The following is a 25102-nucleotide window of genomic DNA, read 5'->3' on the forward strand; positions in this document are numbered from 1 at the left end:
TCTATGTCCCAGTACGCCTATATTAGGAATCTGAAGACGTTGGTTCCTCTGGCTAATGGATGAGAAATGGACTACTAGCTATCAACCGTCAAACCACTACTTTTAACCGCCGGCTGACTGCTTTTTTGAGGCCAAAGATAGATGGCACCGGAAATCCAGGTGAAGGCAACAGATATCCAGAAGGCAACTAAGGCAGGGGTTTCCCAGGAATTGGGGGTTGGGGCAATTAAAAGTGCGATCGCCAAAATCTGACTCACAGTTTTGAGCTTGCCCCAGAGATTAGCACCACTAATTTTCGTGCTACCTGTCAGGTTGGGGTTAATCCGCCAACCCGCAATCAGCAATTCCCGCGCCAAAATCAGAAAGACTCCCCAAGCCGGTACCTGACCCAACTGAATTAATGCCAACAACGGAGCTAATACTAAAAATTTATCGACTAATGGGTCAAGAAACTTGCCTAAGTCGGTAACTTGATTCAGTTTGCGAGCCAAATAACCATCCAGCCAATCGGTTCCGGCTGCAACCAAAAAGACGGCTAAACAGATCCAGCGCATTCGGTCTGTGGGATTGTGAAGGCCGTAGAGGAGAAACGGCAACCCCAGCAAGCGAGAAAAGGTAATCGAGTTCGGTAAATTCATGAAAAAGCTAAGAATTAAGACGCTTCTGTCTTAACTCTTAGCTCAAATCCTACCAAAGCTGCATTTTTGACCAAAAAAGGCAAACCGGAGCTTTAGTGAAGACAAAAGGCTTTTATGCTTTTATGAATGCCTACTCCTATGGAGAACGCTACGCGAACGTTATGAAACCCACGACTTTTATGGAGTAAGGGTATTAAGCCCCGAAGTTCAGGCGGAGCCTGAATCCCCATCTGAACGAAACCTTTTGCCTTCTGCCCTCCTTCTTCTGCCTTCCTCAAGGTTGCAAGAGGTTTAATAAGCGCCATTTTTGCACACAACGACCAAAATAGTTTTTAGAATCAACTTGAGGTCGTAGGCAAGCGACCACTTTTGTTGATAAGCAATATCCATGCGAACGATTTCTTCAAAATCTGTGACGCTAGAGCGCCCATGTGCCTGCCACTCACCGGTCATTCCAGGCTTAATATTTAATCGTTCCCAGTGATGTTTCTGATAACTCCTCACCTCTTCCAGCGTCGGTGGACGAGTCCCAACTAAGCTCATGTCTCCTTTGAGGACATTCCAGAACTGCGGCAATTCGTCCAAGCTGGTACAGCGTAAAAATCGACCAACACGAGTCACACGAGGATCGTTTTTATTTTTGAAAATATTACCTTTTGCCTGATTCTCTACAAGATGCTGTAGGTGGTGAGCATCCACAACCATTGAGCGAAATTTCCACAGGCGGAAAGGCTTACCGTTCAGGCCACAACGAATTTGACTATAAAAGATCGGGCCTGGATGCTCTAGCTGAATCGCGATCGCGATCGGGATCGCAAGGACGGCAGTAATGGCTAGTCCCACTAACGCTCCTATAATATCCAGCAATCGCTTACGCTTGCTGATCGCTGAGTAATGTGGACGTTGTTGGACTTTATAACATTGGCTAGGTTTCACGAGAACTGATGAGTCAACCGGCCAGGAAGCAGAAGACTTTAAGATGGTAGACACGGCTTGCGATCGGTTGTTTATAAAGGTTAGGCTTTCGAGTCATTACCTACCTCGGATATTTATCTTCTTTAAGAGCTTGATTGATAGTCAGTTCTGCCTATTTTACGGATTCTTTACAATTGAAATCCTTTTTTTAAAGCTATTGTAAAGTTCTTGTTTTTTTATTGAAAAAAACACCTGAACGTTGCTATATTAATAAGATTAAGCTTTATTAAGCTCTTACATTAAAATCAGCGGTTCTTCAAACTTTTGATAGATACCAGACAAAATAATCTCCATATAATCGCGCAAAAAGGATTGCTGATTGAGATTTAGACGATAGATCCGATTCCCTTTGCCCATGTTCTTTGAGCCATCGTCTTCTCTAAAAAACAATCCCGTACTTGCAGCAACCTTACCGTAGATTGAATTTTGCTTAGAGATGGGAGATAGCAGGCTCACGTCTTCCAGGGCAGGCACCAAACCCTCTGGCAATTGACCCTCCACCAAGCAGACAAGTCGCTCGTAACAAGCGCCTATATTGACGCCCCGACGCTCTAACTGTTGCATAATTTCCTCCAGACTGTAAGCACGAGTTGCCGCTTCGCCTGTGGTTTGTGCAAAAGCACGTAAAAGCTCTAACAGGAGGAAGTAGTCACTGTACTGTTGCCGAGTGCGATTTAACACTTGGGGATACAGAGGCAAACTGGCCAGTCCAGCCGCCACCCAACTTTCAGGGGGCAAATCAATATCCTGAATCACGGTAGCGTTAGGAAGTCGTTTCTGAAGCCACTGAGTCAGTGCGATTAAATGCGCCGTACCACCCAGCAACAAAATTTGATTAATGCCGTGTTCTGATATACCAGTTGTAATCAGCAAGGCATTGAGTTGTTGATTGAGGAGTTGAATGAAAGGTTGAAGCACACGGTCTTCTAAATCTAGACGGGTCAGGGTACACTGCTGTTGGCTCAGGTCTAAAGTAAATTTCTCTTGATGTTGCAAAATTAACTTTAAGCAACCCGCCGCTTTGAGGAGCGCCTGTCCTAAGGGAGAACTCTGTAACAGCCATGCCAAGCGAGCGCGTCGGTGGGGATCACGTTGACCGGGTTGCAGTGATTCTAATTCCTCATGCAGTGAAAGTCGCTGCTGTTGCTCAGCAGATAGTTGGGGATACAACAGTTGGCACAAAATATCTTGCTCGATCGCGTCGCCGGCATAAGGCAAACTACACAGAGTAAAATCGTTGTAAATTAAGTCTTGCAGGTCATCGGGCAAATTCACTAAGGTGAGTTCCGTTGTGGTCGCACCGATATTGAGTACTAAGGTACCTCCGCGCCAAGGGGCAGGTGAGGAGGCGACCGGAGCTTGAGTGAGCAGATAAGGGGATGAGAGCGTAGTGGAAGGAAATCCAGAGCTGAAAGATTGTTCCTGATCGTGGGTTTGAGTTAAGAAATTCTCCCCATCTCCCCCTCTCCCCCTCCCCCCATCTCCCCATCTCCCCCTCTCCCCCTCTCCCCCTCTGCCCGAACGGGGTAAACCCGCCAGCACAGAAGCGATCGCATCCTCCACAAAGAAAATTTGTTCTGGATACCTCACCAACTTCGCCGCCAGCACAGCTTCCCGGAGATTAAGGCGGTAAGTATCTCCCCAAGTGGCTGGGCTGCCCATAATCACGCCCTGGAGCTGCTGTAAGGCGGCTGTGAGAGTTTCACTCTCCAGACCTTTAGCCCCCACCTGAACCAGAGAATGGGGTTGGCGACTATTCGGCGTTAGCGTAGCTAACAATGCCTGCAAAGACTGCCGTACCTCATACAGGGAAACGAGCTGCTGATTGGGTAAGTGCAACGTCGGTTCCCACTCATGACGTTTTGGACAATAGTAGGGAACCCCAAGATTCAAATAGGGTTTAAACTTCTCCAGGAGGACTCCTGGCTGGTTATGGGCGAGGGTAGAGGCCAAGGAACCCACAACGATGGGTGTACTCGATGGCTCAACAGAGAGCGGATTCGCGGCTGGCTCCGAGTAGGTAAGTGCAGGTAAACGAAAGATCGGCGCGTCAGAACTACAAAGAGTGAATGGGGACGTCACCGTTGGTAATTCGTCAGCTTGTCGGGCAATTTCGTAAGACCAATAGATGGGGTATCGCTGTCCCGTCGTGGAGTTCAAGAGGACAGCAGAAACACCAGTGGTACCCAAGTCAATTCCTAAATACCAGACAGCGTTGTTAGCCAGCGATTCTGGTTGCTTTGATGGTGCGGGCATTAAGTTTTGAGCAGGTAGATACAGATTCTGGAGAGAGGCAGTGGTTTGTTGAGTTTTGGGGCTTGCCCAGACCTGACGCTGGCTCTCGTCTATTTACGGTTGAGCGTCTGCGTCTGAACTAGGGTTCATTTTTGGGGTTGTCGGATTGCTCTGAGTTAAATGCTTCAGTCTGAGGGAAGTTTACCTCAAAATTCGATTCACCTGAAGCCTGTGCCTTTGGTGTTAGGTTTTCTGATGGCGCACCTTCCGTTAAGGCTTCAGCAGAGGGGGGAACTTGCGCCTGTGGTGGTAAAACCTGATGTTCTGGTGTGGAGTGTTCTACGTTGTCAGATTTCTGTTGCCCTAAGTCCACTTCAGCTTTGGCTAATTGCTCCAAGTCATTGGTTAAGAAATCTTGGGGCAACCTTGGGTCTGGAGTGGGGTCAGAAGACTCTGGCTGTCCTTGGTCTCTCAATGTTCCAGGCATGACAGTACTGCGCTCACCTTCTAGGTCTGTGTCCAGGGCGTCTTGGGTAAAGAAATCCGAGTCAAACTCCAAGTCTGGGGCGGGAAAGGAGGCGACAGCGTCCCATTGAGCCATCAACGCTTCCTCCGTAATGCTATCCGTTGGCTCATCCCATCGCATCTCATCAACGAGATGCTCCTCTTCAACGGCGAAGTAGGCTGGTGTATCCCCCTGTTCTATCAGTTCTGGGGAGGGAACGAGATCTCCTGAGGCAGCTGCACTCGCCTGTATCGTACTTTCTTGATGGAGTTCGAGCGCTTCTGAGGGAAACAAATCTGGGTCAAAATCGGATGCTACTAATTCAGGGGCGGTCGAGATTGCCTCGTCATCCAACTCGTGTCGGGTTATCCAATGCTTGAGGACAAACTCCTCCCAATCTTCTGCCAATGACTCCTGCGGTGGCATGAAAAATGGCTGGTTTTGTTCATACTCTGGAAAGGTTTCTGGTGTAGAAGTTGAACCCGCTAAATCCTCGTTGGGCCACCTCTGATCCTCCTGTCTTTGGGCATTCTGATTGAGAGATGTCTCAAAGCTGTAGAGGTCTTGCTGGAGTTGTTGGAGGGTGTCTGGGTCTAAGCAAATTGCCATGTCTGAATCGCTTTCTAAGGTAGCTGTTTCCAACAAATCCTCTTCGGGTGAGGCTGGGATGTAGTGATCTTCAGCTAAACTTGCTTCCGGGTCAGGGGTTGAGAATTCGGATTGGGGAGGAGCGGGCATCGGCATTGAGTAATTTTCTGTAGTCTCTGTAGCCCCTGCCGATGGATTCAAACCCATTTCTTCAAATAAATCGGTCAACGCCCCAATCGTTTCAATGTCTTCTGGCTCACTAATACGATTCCGATTCAATTGAGAGTCGTCTGTATTGGATGAGGGCTGAGCGTCTTGCCTTCTCGCCGTTTGGTTGGGCGAGTGAGGTGCTGGCTCCTCAAACAAGACAGCCTCCCATGACGGTGCCAACTCTCCCACGGCTTCTATGGGCAGTGGAGTTGAGGAGCCTAAGTCTGCTGGATGTGCTGGCGCAGCCGTTGAATCAATCGCTAATCCTTGAAACAAAACATCTTCAATCTGAGCCGATAAGGGCATAACCGAGTCGGTGTTAATTCTCTGGTCATCGGTGATGGCTTCCCCCTCCTGCGAGGCTTCGATGGGATCTGAGACATCTGCCTCACCCTTAAGTGAATCTGATTGAGCTAAATTGGACGTGTCGATTAAAGCCTCTGTCCCAAATAAGCTTTGATATAACTCATCGATTTCTTGGCGACGGCGATCAATGTTGAGGGTGAGTTCAGCCGCCACCTCTAATTTGTCTAATTCTGTGAGTTCATCGGCTGGTAAGCCCGAGTCACTTTGCTGTCTTTCATTGAGCCAATTCAACAGGAAATCAGCCTGTGGATCATGTAAGGAGGTTGGTGTATTGACAACGTCCTGTGAGGAGAGGAAAGCCTGCTCATTGAGGTCTAGCTGAATAAACGTCTCTAGAGGGTCATTTTCACCTAGTTCCAAGTCCAGATTTTCTGTGTCTAATCCTTCGACGATTTCCCAATCATCCGAGATTAGGTTTTCCAGAACATTGTCTTGTGAGGGTGACTCAAACGGGCTGGGATGCGATCGCCCCAAAGGGGTAGCTCGAAGCAATGGCGAAGAATCTGCCTGGGAAATCGTCTGTGGGTCATCGCTAGAGAGTGGAGACCTCATCTCTTCCTTAACCGTTTCGGGTTGAAGCGAAAGTGGCTCTTGCTCTGCCACGGTGAAGGGAGTGGGTGGCAACGTTTCTGGTGCGGTGGCAGGGATACCTATTGCCTGTGTTGGATTCGCTAAATTCGACGGTTGCACAGATGAAGAAAGAGGTGCTGAGGTTGCTCGTGCCAAGGGCTCAAGAGTGCGATTCACCCAGGCTGTAAACAAGATCTCGCATTGAGAGCCTAAAGTATGCATCCTTTCCAATCCCTGAGACAAGGAGGCTTGATAAGCCTGAAGATCGCGACTTAAGGTCTCAAAGATCGCCCGTTGGTTAGCCTCTAGAGTGGTCAGCCATTGATCGGAATTTTCTTGTAGCTGCCGCAGTTGTTCCTGGGTTGCTTGTGTCTGCATGACCCCTTCCATCGGATTTTGCTCAGCAGCAGCGGGTGCGATTGTCCAGTGGGAGGCAACAGATGTGTCGAGCAAGCGCTGGGGTGATTCCGCATTTACCACACGACGCTCGAAATTCGCTAGAATTTGAGCTAGATGTTGCGTTAAGCTTACGGTGCAACGGTCGATTACCCCTTGGGACAACTCTGAAATCATCTGCTGCTGGGGGGTACTACGCTGGTTTGTTGAATCAATCTGCCGTCTTTTGTGTTCGAGTTGCTGAATTTCTTGAACCAGATCCTCCCGTTGTTGACGTAGAAGTTCTAGGTCGGCCTGCAAGGGTTGCATGAAGTCGGCACGTAGAAAACTCATTTCGTGAGCCACCGCTTGCACAATCTGCTGTACGACTTCTTCGGGCTGAGCTGGCGTTGTAGGTACAGGCGACTGTTTAGAGCCGATGACCAGATTCTGTTGTTGGGAAACCAAATAGCTACGCACTCGCTCCAGTACCTGGCGTTCTCTGGTGACATCACCTGGCTTAGACCAGGGAAGACGGGTCTCAGCTTTAGGCAGGATGCTGTCAAGATCAGCGATCAGAGATTGAATATCCTTCAAAGAAGTCACGGTGAAACCCTTGACGAGAATAAGTGCACGGATACAGGAGTGAGTATGATTCCCCTGTCTTTCATGTTAAATAAACAGGAGCAACGAACGCTATGGGGATTGTTGAAACTCAGGAGTTCAGGTTGAAAGCTGCAAGGCGTGGCAGAAAAATACTTTTACCCGTTTCCCCCTCAAAATCCGGTCATTTTCAAAAATGGATCAATACTCGACTTCATGGTAATCATCATAAACTCATTACGGCTTCCACTTATTGAATAACCCAGAGGCTCCCTGACACCAGCAGAATTTTTGGAGGTCGATCAATATAGAGGATAATAATGGACACATGACTCGAAGAGTGCCTTAAACTCTGACAGAATTAACCATTGCAGGCACCTCCCTTAGGGGTAGAGCCCTCCTGTCTTAGGAAATAACCTCTGCTTGTGTCATTGTGGCTTGTCTAAAAAGGTTGGTGAGGTGCCTGAACCCAAATGTCCTATTGCTATTGTTTTGGTTAAAACTCCGAACAGCCTCCTGCTTCAATTTAGAGGACAGCTGAGAATTTATCTGTCCACCGCGTTTACAATGTGCTCGTGATTTCATGGAAGACCGTTACAACTCACACGAAATGAACTCAAATGTTAATGAGTTGATTTGCGCGGCACCTTTTTTTGCTGGCTTACCAGAGCCTACTGTGGAGCAAGCCACTGCTCACGTTGTCACCCGTAGCCATCCTGCCAATCGAGTAATCTTGTTGGAAAATGACTGGGGTGGCTCTGTCTACTTCATTTTGGAAGGATGGGCCAAGATTCGTACCTACAACCTTGACGGCAAAGAGGTGACCCTCAACATCTTAGGAAAAGGAGAACTTTTTGGCGAAATGGCGGCGCTTGATGAGGTACCGCGTTCAACGGATGTGATTACGCTAACTCCCACCACGATTGGCAGTATTCCAGCTCAGGATTTTGTCCAGCTAGTCCATAGTGAACCCTTGGCAGGTGTCCGCTTATCTCAGTTGTTGGCCAAACGTCTGCGTCAAGTCAATCGGCGTCTCCGCTTACGGGAGTCGGATAGTACGTCGAGAGTGGCAGATACGTTATTGTTTTTAGCAGAAGGACAAGGGAAATTGAAACAGCAAGGAACTGAAATTCCCAACCTACCCCATCGAGAGTTGAGTAGCCTCAGTGGGTTGGCACGGGAGACGGTTACACGAGTGTTGACTAAACTAGAAAAGAAGGCACTGATTAAGCGTGATAACGACATCATGTATATCCCGGATGTAGGGGCATTGGAAAAGATCATTGCTTAACCCAACACTCAGGACTTGTCCAAAAATAACGAAACAACTTCTTTGGGTGGAGGGTGGGCAATGCCTACCCTACGATTAAATTGAATGAAAGCATAGGGACGTTATTTTTGGGCAGCCCTCAGGGCGTCGAGCGCTGATTTTCTGGAACACCCTGCACTCACTGGAAGACTTTATGAGTTTTAATAAAATCCTTGTTGCGATTAATCACTCTCCCTTAAGCTCTCATGCCTTTACGGCGGCGCTGGAACTCGCCCAGTTCAATCGAGCAGCACTTAAGCTGATTCACTGCATTGCCACGGAGATGATCGCTGAACCCACGGTTCCGATGTCCTACGATCCGGGTTTACAGCCAACCCAGGCGATGGGCGACTACCAAACTCAACAACTTCTAATGGAACAGCAGATTGAGGCGGCACAGACGTTACTGGCACGCTACCGCCAAGAAGCGTTAAATCAAGCCGTGATCATAGAAGCTGATTATGAAATTGGGGAAGCGGGCTATCTCCTGTGTAAAGTAGCTAAAGATTGGCAGGCTGATTTAATTGTGGTCGGACGTCGGGGTCGTTCAGGATTAGCAGAAGCGTTATTGGGAAGCGTGAGTAACTATGTGGTTCACCATGCTCCTTGTTCGGTGTTGGTGATTCAAGAAGTAGAGTCTCAGACCGGTGGAGAGGTTGTGTCCCAGCTTTCGTCAGTGGAACCTCCTCCGACCCCAAACTAATGGCACTAAATTGGCATGAGCGATCCTTTTGATAATGCCCCAGAGTCCCGCCCCGATCCTTGGGAGGAAACGAAGAACAAGCCTTTGAAATCGGAAGCGGAACCCTTAAGCGGCAATTCTGACTCAGGCGATGAACCTGAGCAAAGCACCTTACCGACTACGGTACCGACGGAAACTGATGAGTTTTCCCCGTCACAGACGAGTGAGATGTCGATGGACGAAGATTCTTTGATCGACTCTCCAGAAGAAGCCAGTTTTCCTGCAAAATATGCCAAGCAAGAGCGTTCCCAGGTTGTACCAAGAGCGCCCCTGGCGATGGTGGAAACAGCGTTTCTAGCCAGTGCCGCTAGCTTAATTTGGCTGATTAATTATTACTTTCCCCTAGGGCCAGTACTGCGGATGTTTTTCCCCATACCGATCGCCTTAGTTTATCTCAGGTGGGGAAACCGAGCCTCTTGGATGGCGGCAATCGTTTCGGGGTTATTGCTGTCCGTCCTGATGGGGCCAACCCGTAGCATTCTGTTTGTCATCCCCTATGGCTTGATGGGAGTGCAGTTGGGAGCGATGTGGAGACGCCAATCTCACTGGCTGTTTTCCATCCTGACGGGAGCGCTACTGGGGACATTAGGCATCTTTTTCCGGTTTTGGTTGCTCTCCCTGCTCTTAGGAGAAGACTTGTGGGTTTACGTGATGACACAAATTACTCAGTTGACGGAGTGGGGATTTACAAGATTAGGCTTGCTCGCTCAGCCCAGTCTAACGCTGATTCAAGCACTGGCTGTGGTGATGATTATCATCAGTAATTTTGTTTATTTATTCGTTGTCCATCTTGTGGCTTTACTCCTGCTCGATCGCTTAGGTAACCCAATTCCCCGACCTCCAAACTGGGTTCAAGTTTTGTTGGATTACGAGGGTTGAGAAGAGTTGAAGGTTAAAAGGTTGCAGGTTTCAGGTTGTAAGTTGTAGGTTGCAGGTTAAAAGACTAGCTGGAACTTTCTTCTAAGCTTCCTACATCCAAACCATGATCCGAATTTATACCCAAATTCCTCAGGGACATCAATGGTTACAGCAGTATCAGGGACGCCGACCCATACTCGCTTGTATTTTAGGCTTTACTGCTACAGCTTTGATCCCCGGTATTTCAGCCGCCGGTGCAACACCAGAAGATCGCCAATATACTGCGATCGCAGATGCAGAATTTTTGGTCAACGGTGTCACACCCCAGCCTCAATATCCTCTGCCCCCCCTAACGGCTGGAGCCTCCCCCGTCTTAATTTCCCGTGCCGTAGTTGAGGCATTGGAGCTTCCTGTCTATCTGTTCAATGCGGGTTTACCCCAACCTCCCGCCGTACCTGCCATTGACTTAGGGGGAGTCCCGGCTAAATGTCTTAGTACTGGGGACGCTTTGCCCCTAGACACGGTGAAGCATCTGTTTGAGCAAGGCTTAAAGTGGGGGCAAAAGCTGGCCGATGTGACGGATGGAGGGTATGTCATACTCAGCGAGTGTGTGGTGGGAGGAACCACAACAGCTCTGAGTATTCTCACTGGCTTAGGGATTAGGGCGGCTGGCAAGGTCAACAGCAGCCACCCCACTTGCAATCATGCCCAAAAGTGGCAAATTGTACACCAGGGGTTGCGACGCGCCGGGCTGGAAAATAACCTAGAGCAGGACAATCCAAAATCCATTGACCCATTCCAATTAGTAGCAGCAGTAGGAGACCCCATGCAAATTGCCGCAGCCGGGATGGTGCTGGCGGCAACCCGTAGCTGTGGTGTGTTGCTTGCGGGTGGGACACAAATGCTAGCCGTTTATGCTCTAGCGCAGGCGTTGAGCCAGTTTGATGCCTCATACCAAGCTGCGTTCAAACAGCTCAAAACAACTTCACCCCCAACCCCTTCCTCATCCTCACTAAAGTCCTCGTATGATCTGCGGCGGTCGCTCCGGCTACAAGCAGAGGAGAATGATTTAACAAGACTCTTTGAATCCAACTCCATATCCGTTCCACAGCCAGCTTCAGACATTACGGCTCCATCTTCCCTGTCCGCAACAGGCATGGGGGAAGAGGACACGGGGAAAGAAAGCTTTCTTCCTTCCTCCAATCTGCCAATCGCCCCATTGGTCTGGCAACCCGAACGAATCGTCGTGGGGACAACTCGTTGGGTAGCCGAAGATCCGACAGGCGACACAGTAGGATTAGCTCGAAACATTGGTGGCGTACCGCTTTTGGCAACACAGCTAAGTTTTGCTCTGTCTCGCTATCCTCAGCTACAAGCTTATGAACAGGGATATGTCAAAGAAGGGGTCGGAGCTGGGGGATGTGCGATCGCAACTCATCTTTACCAAGGCTGGAATACCGTGCAATTACTTCAATCCATTGAAGCCTTAGTAGAGCGATACTGCCGAAGTTAATACCATTGTGTCGAAGTGAGTGAGAGTAGTTTGACCAGAGCCTCATCCAGGAAGACCTGCTGCACAAGTACAACGCCGGGTTTTTGTTCCCCTTCAAGTACGCTTCACTTTAGTTCTAGCTATACAGTTACATCTGCACTTGTCATCAATACCACCAAAGACGATTTGGCTATATTAGTGTACAGATACTATACTGACTTGAGATTAATCTTCGTTTATAGACAAGTAACGCTGTACCTTTTCAGGTCGTCTGAGGATTTTTGTTAAAAGCTCCTCGATGGGGAAGCTAAGAATGGATTCTGCGAGCGAGTAGCTGTTCTTCTAAAGCTGCAATGCGATTATAGGCGGCTGTCAGTTGAGCGGTCAGGCGTTGGACTTGAATGTCGGCAGACAGACCATTCTCACTGTTTTGATGAGAATTGGTGAACTCGCTTTTGCCATCAATCAAAACGTCTTTATGTTCCATTACGGAGTCAAGAAGACTTGGACTTTGATAACTATGAGACCTGAGATGTCCAGTTGAGGAAAAAGGGTTTGTTTCCTGACGTGGCATCTGTTTGATTTCAGTCAGAGAGTCTGAAACTCTGCAACTAAGCTGGTCAATCATTTGGTAGAGTGCGTCGATTTTATGACTTAGCGCGACGATTTGCTTTTGAACGGCATCCATGCGATCTCCTAGTGTCCAAAACTGGGTTCACTTTTATGCTATTCAGTTTATGGGGAAAATGACCTTGATTGCTGATTGATTTAACTATTGTAGGAAATGAGCGGCTTAAACCGTGGACTCATTTGGGCTAGGGAATTTTAATAAAAATTGACGATTCATAGAACCAGCAAATATACTTAATTCTATTTGTGATCGCTGACGCCTGCCAAATTTATTGTAATCATAATGTAACAACCCCAACCTCAGAAAATTTCGAGCCTTAGAAATAGCAAAATTGATACCGAAAGCAGAGTGATTTTCCATTGATGTCGAAGCGTAGAATTTCCTCGGCTGTGTAATGTCAATTTTTAGGCTAAAGAGATTGTTACTCTGCGGAGTTCTCGTGTCTGTCTAAGAGATAACAAAAACTCTGATAATTTGCTTAAATAAGCTAATCCCCCTCTTTTTAGTACAGATTTAGGTCATTTCCAAAAATATGCTGGATTTTCAGGAATTTTTTACCGCCTGCACGGGTTTATGGAAAACAGAAAGAATTTATCATTCTCTCCTGCAAGGCCAAGTTGAACGTTCTTTCACAGAATTTCGGGTGGAATCCTTAACAGGTGACCAAAAACAGCAGATTTTGTCATTATCTTCCCTCGAAGGTATCCAATTTGACTTGGCGCAAGTTCAGTCCGGTGAGATCGTCTGTCCAGGGTTTGCGATCGCTTTTGATACCCTCTCGGAAACCGGTGAACAGGTATCGATGAGTCTCAAGGCTCTGTTTATCCCAGATACTTATCTTGATGGAGTCCCAGAGGAAACGTCGGCGGCTATTCCACCACTACCGCTAACGGCTCACGTTCCCGCAACCCCAGAGGTGATTAAGGGCTATTATCTGCGAGATGAGGGTTACTCCGAACCCGGTGCCGTCAAGAGTCGTTTTACCTATCTGCCCAGTCGTCAAACTTTGGAGATGACCACCTACTATCGGCGTTCAGTTGCCATTGATCAAATGCGGCTGGTCGCACCCGATTTACGATTACGCACGATTATCACCTACAAGCGTCCGGAAACAAGCGAGGCACCCACGGTTATTGACCTTGTGGGCTTTGGTGTTGAACGGCGACAGGATTTGTAGAGTGGAGGAAGGTGATGATGAGCGAGGAACCATCCTCTCTCGCTTCTCCTAGTGTGTTATCGAAAATTTTGGGTTTAAAACTCCTCACTAAAGCTCCGGGTCCTTCCAGGACGGCTTTACACGGATTCTGGTAGAATGTAAGACATGACAGAAAAAGCCTACCGATATCGCTTTTACCCAACTCCGGAGCAAGAAGAACTCTTGCTCCGGACACTGGGTTGTGTGAGGTTGGTCTACAACAAAGCGTTGCACATTCGCACAGAAGGCTGGTACAAAAGACAAGAACGGATTGACTATAAACAGACATCCAAAGATCTGACCAACTGGAAACAGCAGGAAGACTTGCAATTTCTCAACGAGGTAAGCTCGGTGCCATTGCAGCAAGGTTTGAGAAATTTGCAAAAAGCGTTTACCAACTTCTGGGCGGGTCGTGCTAAATACCCCAACTTCAAAAAGAAGCGGAGTGGTGGCAGCGCTGAGTTTACCCGCGCAGCTTTCAGGTGGAAGGACGGACAACTGTGGTTGGCGAAGTGTAATGACGCTCTGTCAATTCGCTGGAGTCGGGTTTTGCCCGATGGCGGCGTCCCGTCCACTGTTACCGTCAAACTGGATGCGTCGGGACGCTGGTTCGTCTCGTTGCTGGTTGACGACCTTACCGTTACACCTCTGTCCCAAGTTGATAAAGCTGTAGGGATTGATGCAGGTATCACATCCTTGATTGCTACCAGCGACGGGGAGAAAATTGCTAACCCCAAACATTTCAAACACCTTCGACATAAATTGAGACAGGCTCAAAAAGCCCTGTCTCGTAAGGTTAAAGGCTCTAACAATAGAGAAAAGGCACGGCACGAAGTTGCTCGTATTCACGCAAAAGTTGCCGATGCTCGAACAGATTTCCTTCATAAGCTGACGACTCGAATGGTACGTGAAAACCAAACGATTGCTGTCGAAGACTTGGCGGTGAAGAATATGCTGAAAAACCACAAACTGGCGCAAGCGATTGCTGATGCTTCTTGGTCTGAGTTGGTTCGTCAGTTGGAATACAAATGCCAGTGGTACGGTCGGACACTGGTGAAGATTGACCGATGGTTTCCCAGCTCTAAACGTTGTGGAAACTGCGGTCACGTTGTTGATAAATTGCCGCTTGATGTTCGGGAATGGGATTGTCCAGAATGTGGGACGCACCACGATCGAGATATCAATGCCGCACAAAATATTCTCGCCGCAGGGCTTGCGGTGAAAGTCTGCGGAGCGAACATAAGACCTGATGGACATAAGTCTAAAGGGCAGTTGCGAAAAACCACTGAGCGTAGTCGAAGTGGAAAGAAACAGAAACCCAAGTCGTGAGGTTTGGGAATCACCGTCGTTCTACGGCGGTGAGGATGTCAACCCTAATTCCTTAATGATGAAGCGACGCTCTTTTTTAGTGAGTGCCAGTGCTCTAGCGCTGGGTCAACTGATGTCTGGGTGTACCCGTGAGCAACCCCAGTCTTTGAACGTGCAGTTGTTGAAAGGTTCAATTCCAGCTCGGATGTTGAATCAATTTCGTAAGGAATTGCAGCCACCTGCTCAGCTCAATTTTGACCCAGCCAATCAGTTGAAAGATTTATTTAAGCGCCTGCAAACCTGGAAGCAGCTAGCTGAGAAAAAGGACGATGGGCAAGGTTTTTCCTTACCGTTCGTCGGCAAAAAAACGCCAGCGATCGCGGATTTGGTCAGCTTGGGGGATTATTGGCTAGAATCAGCCATTGGGCAAGGACTGATTCAACCCCTAGAAGTACAAGAATTAGAGGGATGGAACAATCTCCCGTCTCGTTGGCAGGAGATTGTCACGCGCAATCAACAAGGGCAACTCGCTAAAGAGGGTCAAGTGTGGGGCGCACCCTACCGTTGGGGTACTACGGTTATTGTTTATCGCCGCGATAAGTTTGAAGAGTTGGGCTGGACACCGAAGGATTGGAGCGATTTGTGGCGTCCCGAATTACGCGATCGCATTTCTCTTTTAGATCAGCCTCGCGAAGTGATTGGTTTGACCTTGAAAAAATTGGGGTTGTCCTACAACCATAAAAATTTGAGTCAGGTACCTAAGCTCAAAGAAGAACTGCTGAAGCTGCATCAACAGGTGAAATATTACAGCTCTAACCAATATCTAGAACCCTTGCTTTTAGGAGATACTTGGCTAGCACTGGGTTGGTCTACTGATGTATTGTCAGTGCGATCGGGTTATCGTCAAATTGACAGTGTCGTGCCCTTATCGGGAACAGCCCTTTGGACAGATGTCTGGGTGCAACCCGCCTCTCTAGCTGCTAGCTCCAACACGCTCAAGGCATCAGCTTCTTCAACTGCACAGCAAGGTTCCAACGCAAGCTCACCTTTAACAAAACAATGGATTGAGTTTTGCTGGAAGTCCCTGCCAGCACAGCAAATTTCAGTCTTGAGCCATGCCGCCTCGCCCATGTTTGCCGATGCCGAGCCGACCAACTTACCGACAGATATTCGAGAAAACCGCTTACTTTTGCCTGATATTACAGTTCTGAAAAAATGTGAATTTCTTGAACCTTTGCCACAGAAAATATCTCAGGAATATGAAAAATTGTGGACAGAAATCCGCAATGTAAGGCGGAGTTAGCAACCCGTTACCGACTTATTGGCCACGAACGGGTAAACTATCTCTCCCAAAAGAGTCGAATACTTTAAGCTGGCAATCGGGTGGAGATGTACTGTAATTACAGGTATAGGTAGCTAATAGCCCTGCCCGCTCGTTAAATACCCGGACATTGTACTCATAATCTCTGGCAGCAGCGCCAAATCTGCTCAAGAAACTATATCGTCCTAAATAATCGAGAATACTCCAGAGTTGGCGATTCACCACCAAATCCACTCTCTTTTTACCGCGATAGGCAATCCAATTTTGAATCAGTTTGCCATCAAATTCATTAAACTGTTCTTCTGCCCACCAAAGGCTAGGGTTAGTTACACTTGTGGGCGAGATGGTATTGGCTGTTACCCAATCACTGGAGGGGGGTAGAGTCTTCTCGTCTAGAAGTTTTGTCTCTAGGGGTTCCAGGGAGGGAGCTGGTACCGATGATGTTTGTGCCCATGTTAACTGAGGCATCAAAAGGGCGAGCGCCGTGAATAGCAGGCACACTCCAGAAACCTGCTGCCTCAATTTTGACGTACAATTTCTAGCCTTGACGTGAACAGCGGGAGCAGTCATGTCTTAGTGTCTTGACAGTTTTACTTTTTTATGTATTGACTAAGCAACACCTCAATTGTTCCTTTATTTGTCATGGGTTGTATCGATGGTGGGGCAACCCCAGAGGAATTGCCCTATCCATTACGGCATCACTCAATCATCATCTTACTGGGGAGAGGCCGTGGTACCGGTGCCATTACCACTCGTGTTGCTGGGTGTAGAGGTATTGTTGTTGCTGGGTGTAGAGGTATTGTTGTTGCCGGATGTAGAGGTATTGTTGCTGCTGACACTAGCAGCTTCTTCAGCGGAAAGTTGGCGCAGACCTGTTAAGCCTGGGAAGCATCGGCTAGATGGCCCAACTACTTTATAAACAACTTCTTGCTCATCATCTTGGTCATCATTGGAAGCTGTGCCACTGCCACTGTCTTGACCGGAGCCTGAACCGGAAGCTGTGCCGCTGCCACTACCTTGACCGGAGCCTGAACCGGAAGCTGTGCCGCTGCCACTGCCTTGACCGGAGCCTGAACCGGAAGCCGTGCCAGTGCCACTGTCTTGACCGGAGCCTGAACCGGAAGCTGTGCCGCTGCCACTACCTTGACCGGAGCCTGAACCGGAAGCTGTGCCGCTGCCACTGCCTTGACCGGAGCCTGAACCGGAAGCCGTGCCAGTGCCACTGTCTTGACCGGAGCCTGAACCGGAAGCTGTGCCGCTGCCACTACCTTGACCGGAGCCTGAACCGGAAGCTGTGCCGCTGCCACTGCCTTGACCGGAGCCTGAACCGGAAGCTGTGCCGCTGCCACTACCTTGACCGGAGCCTGAACCGGAAGCTGTGCCGCTGCCACTACCTTGACCGGAGCCTGAACCGGAAGCCGTGCCGCTGCCACTGCCTTGACCGGAGCCTGAACCGGAAGCTGTGCCGCTGCCACTACCTTGACCGGAGCCTGAACCGGAAGCTGTGCCGCTGCCACTGTCTTGACCGGAGCCTGAACCGGAAGCCGTGCCGCTGCCACTGTCTTGACCGGAGCCTGAACCGGAAGCTGTGCCGCTGCCACTATCTTGACCGGAGCCTGAACCGGAAGCTGTACCTGTACCAGTGCCAGTGCCAGTGGTAGTGCCTGTACCACTGGTAGTGCCAGTGGTAGTTCCTGTGCCTGTACCTGTACCAGTCGTAGTGCCAGTGGTAGTTCCTGTGCCTGTACCTGTACCAGTCGTAGTGCCTGTGGTAGTTCCTGTGCCTGTGCCAGTAGTAGTGCCTGTGCCTGTACCTGTACCAGTCGTAGTGCCTGTGGTAGTTCCTGTGCCTGTGCCAGTAGTAGTGCCTGTGCCTGTACCTGTGGTAGTTCCAGTCCCTGTACCGGAAGCTGAACCGGAGCCACTGCTACCTTGACCTGAGGAGCCACTGCCCTCGCGGTAGACTACATAGTAGCGATCGCTACCCCGCTGCACTACCTTGACTTTAATCTTAGAAGCCCTCAACTTAACATCTGTGACAAGGCGAATGTTGGAGGATGCCAGAATCTGATACTGACCCTGAGCGGTGCTGGAATAGGCAGTTCCGCCTGAAGCAAAGACATCCGTATTGGCTGGATTCGCATCAGTATCAGTGCTACCACCGGAACCACTTCCACCGGAACCACTGCCGGAACCACTGCCACCGGAAGCGCTACCGCTACCACCGGAGCCACTGCCACCGGAAGTGTTGCCGCTACCACCGGAACCACTACCACCGGAAGTGTTGCCGCTACCACCGGAACCACTACCACCGGAAGTGTTGCCGCTACCACCGGAACCACTGCCACCGGAAGTGTTGCCGCTACCACCGGAATTACTACCAGTGCCACCGGAACCACTGCCGGAACCACTACCGCTACCAGTGCCAACGCTAATGGGGCCACCGATCGTAATAGTGGTGCTACCTAGCAATACACTACTATTGTTAGCCAACGTATTGCCGCAGACATTACAAGGTGGGTTAGAACCTGGAGTCGAATTATTAGAGCTAGTGGGTTGATAATTGGTGAATGCTGTGTCTGAATTAAAGCTGTTAACCCCAGCAACAGCGTAGAAATCAACGCTTCCAGTGCTGCTACCTGTTAATTTGTTACCACCCTGCTGAAATTCGAATGTTGTGTTGGATGGGGAAGTGCTATTAGCAGTACTACTGAAGCCAACAGAATTGAGAGCGAACAGCGAAAGGATGCCATTACTTTCGCCTTCAATTTTGTAAGTTGTACTTGCTGTGTTACTCAACGTTCCCGTTGTGGTGGCGTTGGTGAAAGGCCCACCAATCTTGATATCTACAGCACCCAAAGTACTGTCAATTTTGTATTGTCCGTTTGACTGATTACCGACAGTCTCAATTGTGAATTTCTTGTTGGCCTGACCAACAAATCTTATTTGATTATTGTTGTTACCTGTATTGTTGTTGCCAGTATTGTTGTTACCTGTATTGTTGTTGCCAGTATTGTTGTTACCTGTATTGTTGTTGCCAGTATTGTTGTTGCCAGTATTGCTGTTACCTGTATTGTTGCTAGTTCCGTTAAAATTTGTCCCAGTTTCGGGAATAACATTGTCCCCTTGAAACATAAACTTGATGCGCCGAGACACCGTATCTGTAGGTGGCGTCGTAGTAGTGCTACCCGTCTGCTGGAACGTATAGCTTTGCGGCAAATCAATCGCACCCGTCGTCAACTTGGCGTCGAGGCTACCCAGTGTCAACTCTCCAGACGTTGCTTGATAGCTAGAGCCAGGGGCGACCGTTGCCTCCACATTGGGTAAGAAGATGAGTGGATTCTGACCCGCCGATTGAGGACTCAGCAGTGTCCCCTCAATCACACCTGAGTTATTGGCTGAGTTAGTAAAACTATTGACGCTAAAATTCAGGATGGTCTCCCTATTCGTGAAGGGGATAGGAGTACCACCATTACCCGTAAAAGCTAATCCTGATAAGAGTCCTTTTACTGTACCCGTATCATTCGCATTCGGCTGATTATCAGAGCCAGCATTGAAGAGAGCGGCAGTAGGAACAAAAACAGCCGTGCTGGTGTTTCCTCTAGAAGTCTGTAGATTAAGGGTTTGAACTGTAAGGTCAAATAACTCGACTTTTCCCGAAGAGGTTGTTCCTCCTGTTCCTGGCGTTGGTACAAAAAAAGCAGCCTGGCCATTGAAGTTACCGCCCGTCACTTGAATTTGGGCATTAACCGCAGGAGTTAATGCTACAGCCAAGCCTCCAGCAAGACCTAAGCAAACAGCGTAGCGAGTAGATTGAGCAATCATGTTAAGACTCCACTAGTGAATGAACAACTCAGCAGACGATTTAGAGCAATTTCAGAAGCTTCAGGGAACAAAATTTTTTTATCAATCTATCCAGATCTCGATCGAATCGAGCTGTACTAGGAAAAGTAGTGTAAGGCACCCAGACTCTCAAAAAGCGTTCCCTCATGGCGTTAGCTCGCGCCTATAGACACGAGCTTTCCGAGCTTATTCTTGGCGATTGAGCCAAGAGACGCTGTAGCGCGTCTAGAAGTTCCTGGCTCAGTAACAATTTCTGTTCGTCATCAGCGCTAAAGCGCTAAAGCGCTCACGACAAACCCATGATTAATGTGATAACCCTTAGAAGGTAAAGGTCGTGCGGAGTGCACCAATAGTAATGTTATCGTTGTTGTCCTTGTGATTGGGATTGAGAATCACGATGACTCCGGGTGTAACACTGATGTTGTCGGTCACTCGGATGCGATAGAATCCCTCTAAATGAAGTGTCGTATCGGGCTGACCCCCTTCACCGGCTGAGGAGTCACCGCGATTCACGAAGCTAGGGCGATTTCTGCCCGTTGGCAGGTCACTACTCGTAATCTTGGGGGGTTGACCGACATAGATGCCAGCCAAGTTGCCTTCACCCAGTAGGTCTGGGAAATTCATAAATGCCATCCAGTTAACGGTTTCTACACTTCCTGGACCATCTTTGAAGTTGGACGTGGTGTAACCTCCCCATCCCCCAATGGTAAAGCGTGGTGACAATCGCCATTCCAAACCCAGACCAAAGGCATTCGTTTGCATCGGTGCTCTGAAAAATCCTGCTGCATTAATGGTTTGTATGGCTAAAACATCATCCCCAACACCCGTGAGTAAGTCGCCTGAGGGTGAGTAGTTGTTGAGGTATTGGAAAGAGACATCAAGATTATCCATGGGTGACACGACTAACTGCGCGCCGGCTGTCGTTGACCCTTCATTTCCCCCAAAAATACCGCCATTAAATGGATCATTAGAGCGGTTAGCGGAGTAGACCCCTTGTAAGCTGATGCGTGTGCCAACTTGGTAGTCAAAGCCGATGCCACCGCCATTGCCACCAATGTTGATGATGGGGTTACGCTGGGCAAAGCGAGAAAGGGGGCCAGAACCGGCACTTTCCACACGATTGACACCTCGGAAAACGTTAACCGGGTTCACCCCCACGGGACCCAAGATGACGGCTAATTTATTAGTCAACAGGTGACGAAAGTTGAGGTCACTGATTTCTAAGTTGTTATTACTACCACTCTCATAGCCCAGTGAGACATATTTGTCTAAACGAACGGCACTGTTGTTGCCATTGCCGGCGGCGAGTCCAGTCAGCAACAAACTGCGAGGGCTGAACTGAGTGAACAAACTCAACTGCACGTTGTCAACGACGTTGATATTCGTGCCCTGGTCTTCTAATCGGTTCAAGAAGAAATCAAAGCTATTTTCGCTGCGTCCCTGAACTCCAAAAATAGCTTGACCAAAAAGCTTGGTTGTGGTGGAGAATTGATTGTCTTCCAAAAACGCTGTGCGACCTTCCAAGTTGTCCACTCGCGTGCCGATGGCAGCGAGTTCGGTCTGAAACTCATTGGTGAGACGGCGCAGAGTTTCTAAATCTTGCTTGGAAGCGGAATTTGAACCGCCACTGCCGACCAGCCGCTCAATCTGTTGCAAACAAGCATTCAGACCCGCCGCAAATTCATAGCGTGTCATCGCCCGATTGCCTCGGAATGTGCCATCGGGGTAACCCGCAATACAGCCGTAACGCTCCACTAAACTTCTCAGTGCTTCATACGCCCAATCCGTGGGTCGCACGTCAGATAACTGAGTAACATTGGTAACCTGATCCATTGAGACATCAGCCTCGACTTCCTCTAGCGGGTCTAAGGGCGTTATCTCTGGAGACAGGGATTCGTTTGCGTCATCGGCTGGCAGGGATTGAGCCTGAAGTGAGGGTTTAATCGTTAAATCCTTGACGTTCGTTGCGCTCAATGCCTCGGTTGAACCACGCGCCGTCTCTAAGTTGGGGAGTGAAGTGTCCGGCTGTATTAGAGGATGGGTTGGTGTAGCCACAGTGATTTCGCTCACTGTTGGTTGTGTGGCCTCAATCCCTACATTTTCACTCGGAGTGGTAATTGCTAACTCATCGGTGGGATTTGCCAGTACTATTCCTGTTGGCGGGTTGGTGGCAGGTGCGAGATCGGCTGTTTGTGTGAGCTTTAGTAAATCTGTAGAAGCCGGGAATTCCTGTGTTGAAGATTCAATCGATTCACTTACTGTTGCTGGGCTGGTAGGGCGGGCAGCATGAGCAGGTGAGAAATTGGCGGTGAAGCAACTCAAGGTTGCAAATATCAATGCCGAAGAGGCTGTCTTTTCAAAGCTCAGACAGGATTTCACAGTACTATTCCTCGAAACACCACAGTCGGGTTTGATTTTAGCTGAGATTTAAGGCTAACGGCTAATCGACTTTTTATTCCTTACTCAGAGTGAAGTTTTTCTCGCTGTTTGAGCAAGGAGTATAACTTTGGTGCAGTGAGCCTGGGAAAAGTATAAATCTGTAAGGCGACAAGAGCGATCGCCCTGATTAAACAACTTCACAAAACGAAAACGTGGCTGTCATGAGTCAGTCGTCAGTCTTTAGTTAAGGAAACAACGGACAATTGACAACTCACCCCTAACCGTTTCATGCCACATCCTTTAAGCGTGGCTCAGCTTAATCATCACCAACCTTGATGAATGCACACACCCTAAACGTCAAGAATCTGTCCAATCCTGATGTAGTACCTTATAATACAAACATCCCATCCACCAAAGCCAAGATGCTCCAGGATACGGCCCAAATTCCTTTAGTATCCTGCGCTAGCGTCATGCCAATGTTTGTGTGACGCGCTACTGTGCATAGGTAAGGGATTTCTAAAAAATAGGTTACCCAATTTTGTGGAGCCGATGACACGAGGAATAACGGGTTAAGTTTCTTGCATCCAAAATAGTCTGAGTTTCTTGCATCCAAAATAGTCTGACTCCCAAGTCCTATTGGCATAAGAGGAACTGAATGAACAATTCTCGCCTAATCAAAATCAGCAAATATCTGAGTAAACATCTTCGACACACACCTGCACAAATTGGCATCGAACTTTCTCCCGGCGGCTGGGTGGCTGTCGATGAACTTCTGGCTGCCTGTAACAAGCGCTCCTTTCTCATCAACCGGAGTGAATTGGATGAAGTCGTCGCCAACAACGACAAAAAACGATTTTCCTTCGATTCCACAGGCACCTTAATTCGTGCTAATCAAGGCCATAGTGTAGAGGTGGATTTGCAATTAGAACCAGCGATTCCGCCTGATATTTTGTACCATGGGACAGGGCACGGTGCTGTTGAGGCAATTCTTCAGGATGGTCTTTGCAAAATGTCACGGCACCATGTCCATTTATCGACTGATATCACGACAGCTCAAAAGGTAGGAACACGGCACGGTCGTCCAGTTGTCTTTCAAGTAAATGCTGCCGCCATGTATGAGGATGGTTATACGTTCTACTGTTCTGAAAATAGAGTTTGGTTAGTTGATAGTGTTCCATCCCAGTATCTACATACAGTCTGATTTATTTAGCAACGAATGACAACATCTCACTATGCGAAAGGTCAAATCTTGCGGCTTCATCGTGATGCGGACTCAACCCAAATTAAGTTTCTTATTGCTGATGAAGCATTCCTCTCGCTACGACTTACCCAAAGGTCATATTGAAGTCGGTGAAAATGATTTAAGCTGTGCCTTTCGTGAACTCTATGAGGAGACGGGAATTGCAGCGAGTACTTTACATTTAGATCAAACTTTTCGTTTCACGACTATTTATCAAACTTATGAGCAGCGGTTTGGGCAAGAAATTGTGGAGAAAACATTGGTAATTTTTTGGGGATGGTTGAAACAAGACGTCAAGTTACAGCTCAGTGAGCATGACGCTTATATGTGGGTGGAATGGAACCCACCTCATGCTATTCAGAAAAAAACGGTTGACCCTTTGTTGGCAGAATTGGAGCAATATTTTTACAGAAATGAAATCACCTTATAGAAAGGATTCAAGTCATCAGTGTTTTTCTCAATCTTTGATTTTTAGAACATTTTTAAAGCATTAATAATTTAAAATCATGAATTCAGGCTATTTTAGTAACGAAGAAAATCCCACACGCCATAACCAGGAAAGTCGAGGTTTACTCGGAGCTGGTTGGCGGCCTTTATCTCGACAGTTTGATTTAGATTTTTTATTACACCTTGCCTCTAAAGACCCTTGGGAACTGACTCAAAAAACGTTAGATTTTGCCAGTGATATTGCTGATACTCTCGGTCGCAATCAGTATGCCTGGTGGGCCAATATTTTGAATATTTTTTCGGAGAATATGCGGTATGAACTTGATGAATTTTGGGATTATATCACGCCTACACCGCCAGTCCCCGATCATCGCTATGGAGAGGTTTTGAGTGTCGAGACGCCGGTTACCCAACTCGTAAGCCGTGAAAGTATTCCCATTGATTATGTTCTGACTCGATTACAGGAAATTACGGTCTTTAAAGTTCTAGATTTACTGGGTAATCCCGAACTCATTACTCAGTACTATATGGAGCGAATTTTTTATTTTCCGGTTAATCGTTTTGTCAACTGGGAACGACTGGAAATTATTGGAACTGCTTTTGCCTATTGGTCACAACAACAGGTTTGGTTACAAATTGATCATCTTGGTAGAGGACGACGACGGTATACTATCATTGCGAAGGATATAACACCACTGATTAATAAGGCAACCTACAATTTAGCCGTGATGCTCAGTGGGTATCAAAGCCGTGTAGGACAAATCCATAGTCAGTTTCCGATTCGGACATTTCCGGCTGATATTCAAAGCTTTACGGATACCGTGCAACAGGCCATTCTTGACCAAAACCAACTGGCTGTTTTAGTAAGTGGGGAACCGGGTACCGGTAAAACGGCATGGACACAAGCCGTGGCTAAAGAAATTCTCATGCCGTTAGGGTTTGTTATTTTTATCCTAGACCATGATGCTGTTGAAAACTTTGTTCCACCCAATTATTTGGAGCGGATTTGTATTATTATTAATGAGGCCGATAATTTGGCGCAAAATCGAGCGAGTACAGCGGCACAATCGAGTAGTAAGACGGAACATATTCTGAGTTTGTTGGATGGGACTTTGTATCAGAGTGTGGTTGACGAATCGGGAATTCAAAATCGGCAGAAATTAGTCGTTTTGATGACTTGCAATACGACGGAAAGACTTGATCCAGCGATTTTACGTAAGGGCAGGATTGATCTGATGAGTGAATTCACTCACCGATATGTATAATGAACCG

19 protein-coding genes are annotated in these 25102 nt (G+C 48.1%); 10 read left to right on the forward strand and 9 right to left on the reverse strand.

Annotated features, from left to right (window positions below):
* Positions 1-74: 74 nt before the first annotated feature.
* The 4 genes from pgsA to NDI48_11545 all read right to left on the reverse strand — a co-directional run bounded on the left by pgsA (position 75) and on the right by NDI48_11545 (position 7068).
* Positions 75-638 carry a CDP-diacylglycerol--glycerol-3-phosphate 3-phosphatidyltransferase gene (gene pgsA, locus NDI48_11530; GenBank protein ID MEP0831839.1) on the reverse strand — a complete coding sequence of 188 codons (564 nt, stop codon included), beginning with the start codon at positions 636-638 and terminating at the stop codon, positions 75-77.
* A gap of 291 nt (positions 639-929) precedes the next feature.
* Positions 930-1628 carry a sugar transferase gene (locus tag NDI48_11535; protein MEP0831840.1) on the reverse strand — a complete coding sequence of 233 codons (699 nt, stop codon included), beginning with the start codon at positions 1626-1628 and terminating at the stop codon, positions 930-932.
* A 219-nt stretch (positions 1629-1847) separates the two neighbouring features.
* The gene (locus NDI48_11540) at positions 1848-3869 is read right to left on the reverse strand and encodes a hypothetical protein (protein MEP0831841.1); all 2022 of its coding nucleotides are present in this window, start codon (positions 3867-3869) and stop codon (positions 1848-1850) included.
* Positions 3870-3987: 118 nt separating this feature from the next.
* Positions 3988-7068, reverse strand: a complete 3081-nt coding sequence (locus NDI48_11545) for a hypothetical protein (GenBank protein ID MEP0831842.1) — start codon at positions 7066-7068, stop codon at positions 3988-3990.
* 580 nt (positions 7069-7648) lie between these two features.
* Between NDI48_11545 and NDI48_11550 the strand changes: the two genes are divergently transcribed.
* From NDI48_11550 to NDI48_11565, 4 genes are all read left to right on the forward strand, one after another.
* Positions 7649-8356, forward strand: a complete 708-nt coding sequence (locus tag NDI48_11550) for a Crp/Fnr family transcriptional regulator (protein MEP0831843.1) — start codon at positions 7649-7651, stop codon at positions 8354-8356.
* 172 nt (positions 8357-8528) lie between these two features.
* Complete coding sequence (locus tag NDI48_11555) at positions 8529-9077, forward strand: universal stress protein (GenBank protein ID MEP0831844.1); 549 nt, start codon at positions 8529-8531, stop codon at positions 9075-9077.
* Between the two features lie 15 nt (positions 9078-9092).
* Entirely contained in the window at positions 9093-9995 is a 903-nt protein-coding gene (locus tag NDI48_11560; GenBank protein MEP0831845.1) for a DUF2232 domain-containing protein, read from the forward strand.
* A 103-nt stretch (positions 9996-10098) separates the two neighbouring features.
* Positions 10099-11487: a TIGR00303 family protein gene (locus NDI48_11565; protein MEP0831846.1), complete on the forward strand. Its 1389-nt coding sequence runs from the start codon at positions 10099-10101 to the stop codon at positions 11485-11487.
* 286 nt (positions 11488-11773) lie between these two features.
* On the opposite strand, the gene NDI48_11570 is transcribed toward NDI48_11565, so the two are convergent.
* Positions 11774-11953 (reverse strand): hypothetical protein, encoded by a 180-nt coding sequence (locus tag NDI48_11570; GenBank protein MEP0831847.1) that lies wholly within the window; start codon positions 11951-11953, stop codon positions 11774-11776.
* Between the two features lie 676 nt (positions 11954-12629).
* Here NDI48_11570 and NDI48_11575 point away from each other — a divergent pair.
* From NDI48_11575 to NDI48_11585, 3 genes are all read left to right on the forward strand, one after another.
* Positions 12630-13274 (forward strand): phycobiliprotein lyase, encoded by a 645-nt coding sequence (locus tag NDI48_11575; protein ID MEP0831848.1) that lies wholly within the window; start codon positions 12630-12632, stop codon positions 13272-13274.
* 144 nt (positions 13275-13418) lie between these two features.
* Positions 13419-14621 (forward strand): transposase, encoded by a 1203-nt coding sequence (locus NDI48_11580; GenBank protein MEP0831849.1) that lies wholly within the window; start codon positions 13419-13421, stop codon positions 14619-14621.
* Between the two features lie 58 nt (positions 14622-14679).
* Positions 14680-15903: an extracellular solute-binding protein gene (locus NDI48_11585; protein MEP0831850.1), complete on the forward strand. Its 1224-nt coding sequence runs from the start codon at positions 14680-14682 to the stop codon at positions 15901-15903.
* Positions 15904-15918: 15 nt separating this feature from the next.
* Here the strand turns inward: NDI48_11585 and NDI48_11590 are convergent, their stop codons facing one another.
* From NDI48_11590 to NDI48_11605, 4 genes are all read right to left on the reverse strand, one after another.
* On the reverse strand, positions 15919-16491 hold the full coding sequence (locus NDI48_11590) for a hypothetical protein (GenBank protein ID MEP0831851.1): 573 nt from the start codon (positions 16489-16491) through the stop codon (positions 15919-15921).
* A gap of 144 nt (positions 16492-16635) precedes the next feature.
* Complete coding sequence (locus NDI48_11595; protein ID MEP0831852.1) at positions 16636-19746, reverse strand: hypothetical protein; 3111 nt, start codon at positions 19744-19746, stop codon at positions 16636-16638.
* Between the two features lie 336 nt (positions 19747-20082).
* Positions 20083-22143 (reverse strand): iron uptake porin, encoded by a 2061-nt coding sequence (locus NDI48_11600; GenBank protein ID MEP0831853.1) that lies wholly within the window; start codon positions 22141-22143, stop codon positions 20083-20085.
* Positions 22144-22531: 388 nt separating this feature from the next.
* The gene (locus NDI48_11605) at positions 22532-22699 is read right to left on the reverse strand and encodes a hypothetical protein (protein ID MEP0831854.1); all 168 of its coding nucleotides are present in this window, start codon (positions 22697-22699) and stop codon (positions 22532-22534) included.
* 99 nt (positions 22700-22798) lie between these two features.
* Here NDI48_11605 and NDI48_11610 point away from each other — a divergent pair, with 99 nt between their 5' ends.
* The 3 genes from NDI48_11610 (at position 22799) to NDI48_11620 (ending at position 25095) form a co-directional block, all read left to right on the forward strand.
* Positions 22799-23344: an RNA 2'-phosphotransferase gene (locus NDI48_11610; protein MEP0831855.1), complete on the forward strand. Its 546-nt coding sequence runs from the start codon at positions 22799-22801 to the stop codon at positions 23342-23344.
* Positions 23345-23375: 31 nt separating this feature from the next.
* Positions 23376-23813 carry an NUDIX domain-containing protein gene (locus NDI48_11615; GenBank protein MEP0831856.1) on the forward strand — a complete coding sequence of 146 codons (438 nt, stop codon included), beginning with the start codon at positions 23376-23378 and terminating at the stop codon, positions 23811-23813.
* A gap of 76 nt (positions 23814-23889) precedes the next feature.
* Positions 23890-25095, forward strand: a complete 1206-nt coding sequence (locus NDI48_11620) for an ATP-binding protein (GenBank protein MEP0831857.1) — start codon at positions 23890-23892, stop codon at positions 25093-25095.
* Positions 25096-25102 lie beyond the last annotated feature (7 nt).

The organism is Microcoleus sp. AS-A8 (assembly GCA_039962225.1).
GTDB lineage: Bacteria > Cyanobacteriota > Cyanobacteriia > Cyanobacteriales > Coleofasciculaceae > Allocoleopsis.

Excerpts from the sequence above, each read along its gene's own strand:
- NDI48_11580 (MEP0831849.1), top strand. The coding sequence starts at position 13,419 with ATGACAGAAAAAGCCTACCGATATCGCTTTTACCCAACTCCGGAGCAA.
- NDI48_11570 (MEP0831847.1), bottom strand. The coding sequence starts at position 11,953 with ATGGAACATAAAGACGTTTTGATTGATGGCAAAAGCGAGTTCACCAAT.
- NDI48_11565 (MEP0831846.1), top strand. The coding sequence starts at position 10,099 with ATGATCCGAATTTATACCCAAATTCCTCAGGGACATCAATGGTTACAG.
- NDI48_11575 (MEP0831848.1), top strand. The coding sequence starts at position 12,630 with ATGCTGGATTTTCAGGAATTTTTTACCGCCTGCACGGGTTTATGGAAA.
- NDI48_11590 (MEP0831851.1), bottom strand. The coding sequence starts at position 16,491 with ATGACTGCTCCCGCTGTTCACGTCAAGGCTAGAAATTGTACGTCAAAA.
- NDI48_11540 (MEP0831841.1), bottom strand. The coding sequence starts at position 3,869 with ATGCCCGCACCATCAAAGCAACCAGAATCGCTGGCTAACAACGCTGTC.
- pgsA (MEP0831839.1), bottom strand. The coding sequence starts at position 638 with ATGAATTTACCGAACTCGATTACCTTTTCTCGCTTGCTGGGGTTGCCG.
- NDI48_11610 (MEP0831855.1), top strand. The coding sequence starts at position 22,799 with ATGAACAATTCTCGCCTAATCAAAATCAGCAAATATCTGAGTAAACAT.
- NDI48_11560 (MEP0831845.1), top strand. The coding sequence starts at position 9,093 with ATGAGCGATCCTTTTGATAATGCCCCAGAGTCCCGCCCCGATCCTTGG.
- NDI48_11555 (MEP0831844.1), top strand. The coding sequence starts at position 8,529 with ATGAGTTTTAATAAAATCCTTGTTGCGATTAATCACTCTCCCTTAAGC.
- NDI48_11595 (MEP0831852.1), bottom strand. The coding sequence starts at position 19,746 with ATGATTGCTCAATCTACTCGCTACGCTGTTTGCTTAGGTCTTGCTGGA.
- NDI48_11615 (MEP0831856.1), top strand. The coding sequence starts at position 23,376 with ATGCGAAAGGTCAAATCTTGCGGCTTCATCGTGATGCGGACTCAACCC.
- NDI48_11550 (MEP0831843.1), top strand. The coding sequence starts at position 7,649 with ATGGAAGACCGTTACAACTCACACGAAATGAACTCAAATGTTAATGAG.
- NDI48_11585 (MEP0831850.1), top strand. The coding sequence starts at position 14,680 with ATGAAGCGACGCTCTTTTTTAGTGAGTGCCAGTGCTCTAGCGCTGGGT.
- NDI48_11620 (MEP0831857.1), top strand. The coding sequence starts at position 23,890 with ATGAATTCAGGCTATTTTAGTAACGAAGAAAATCCCACACGCCATAAC.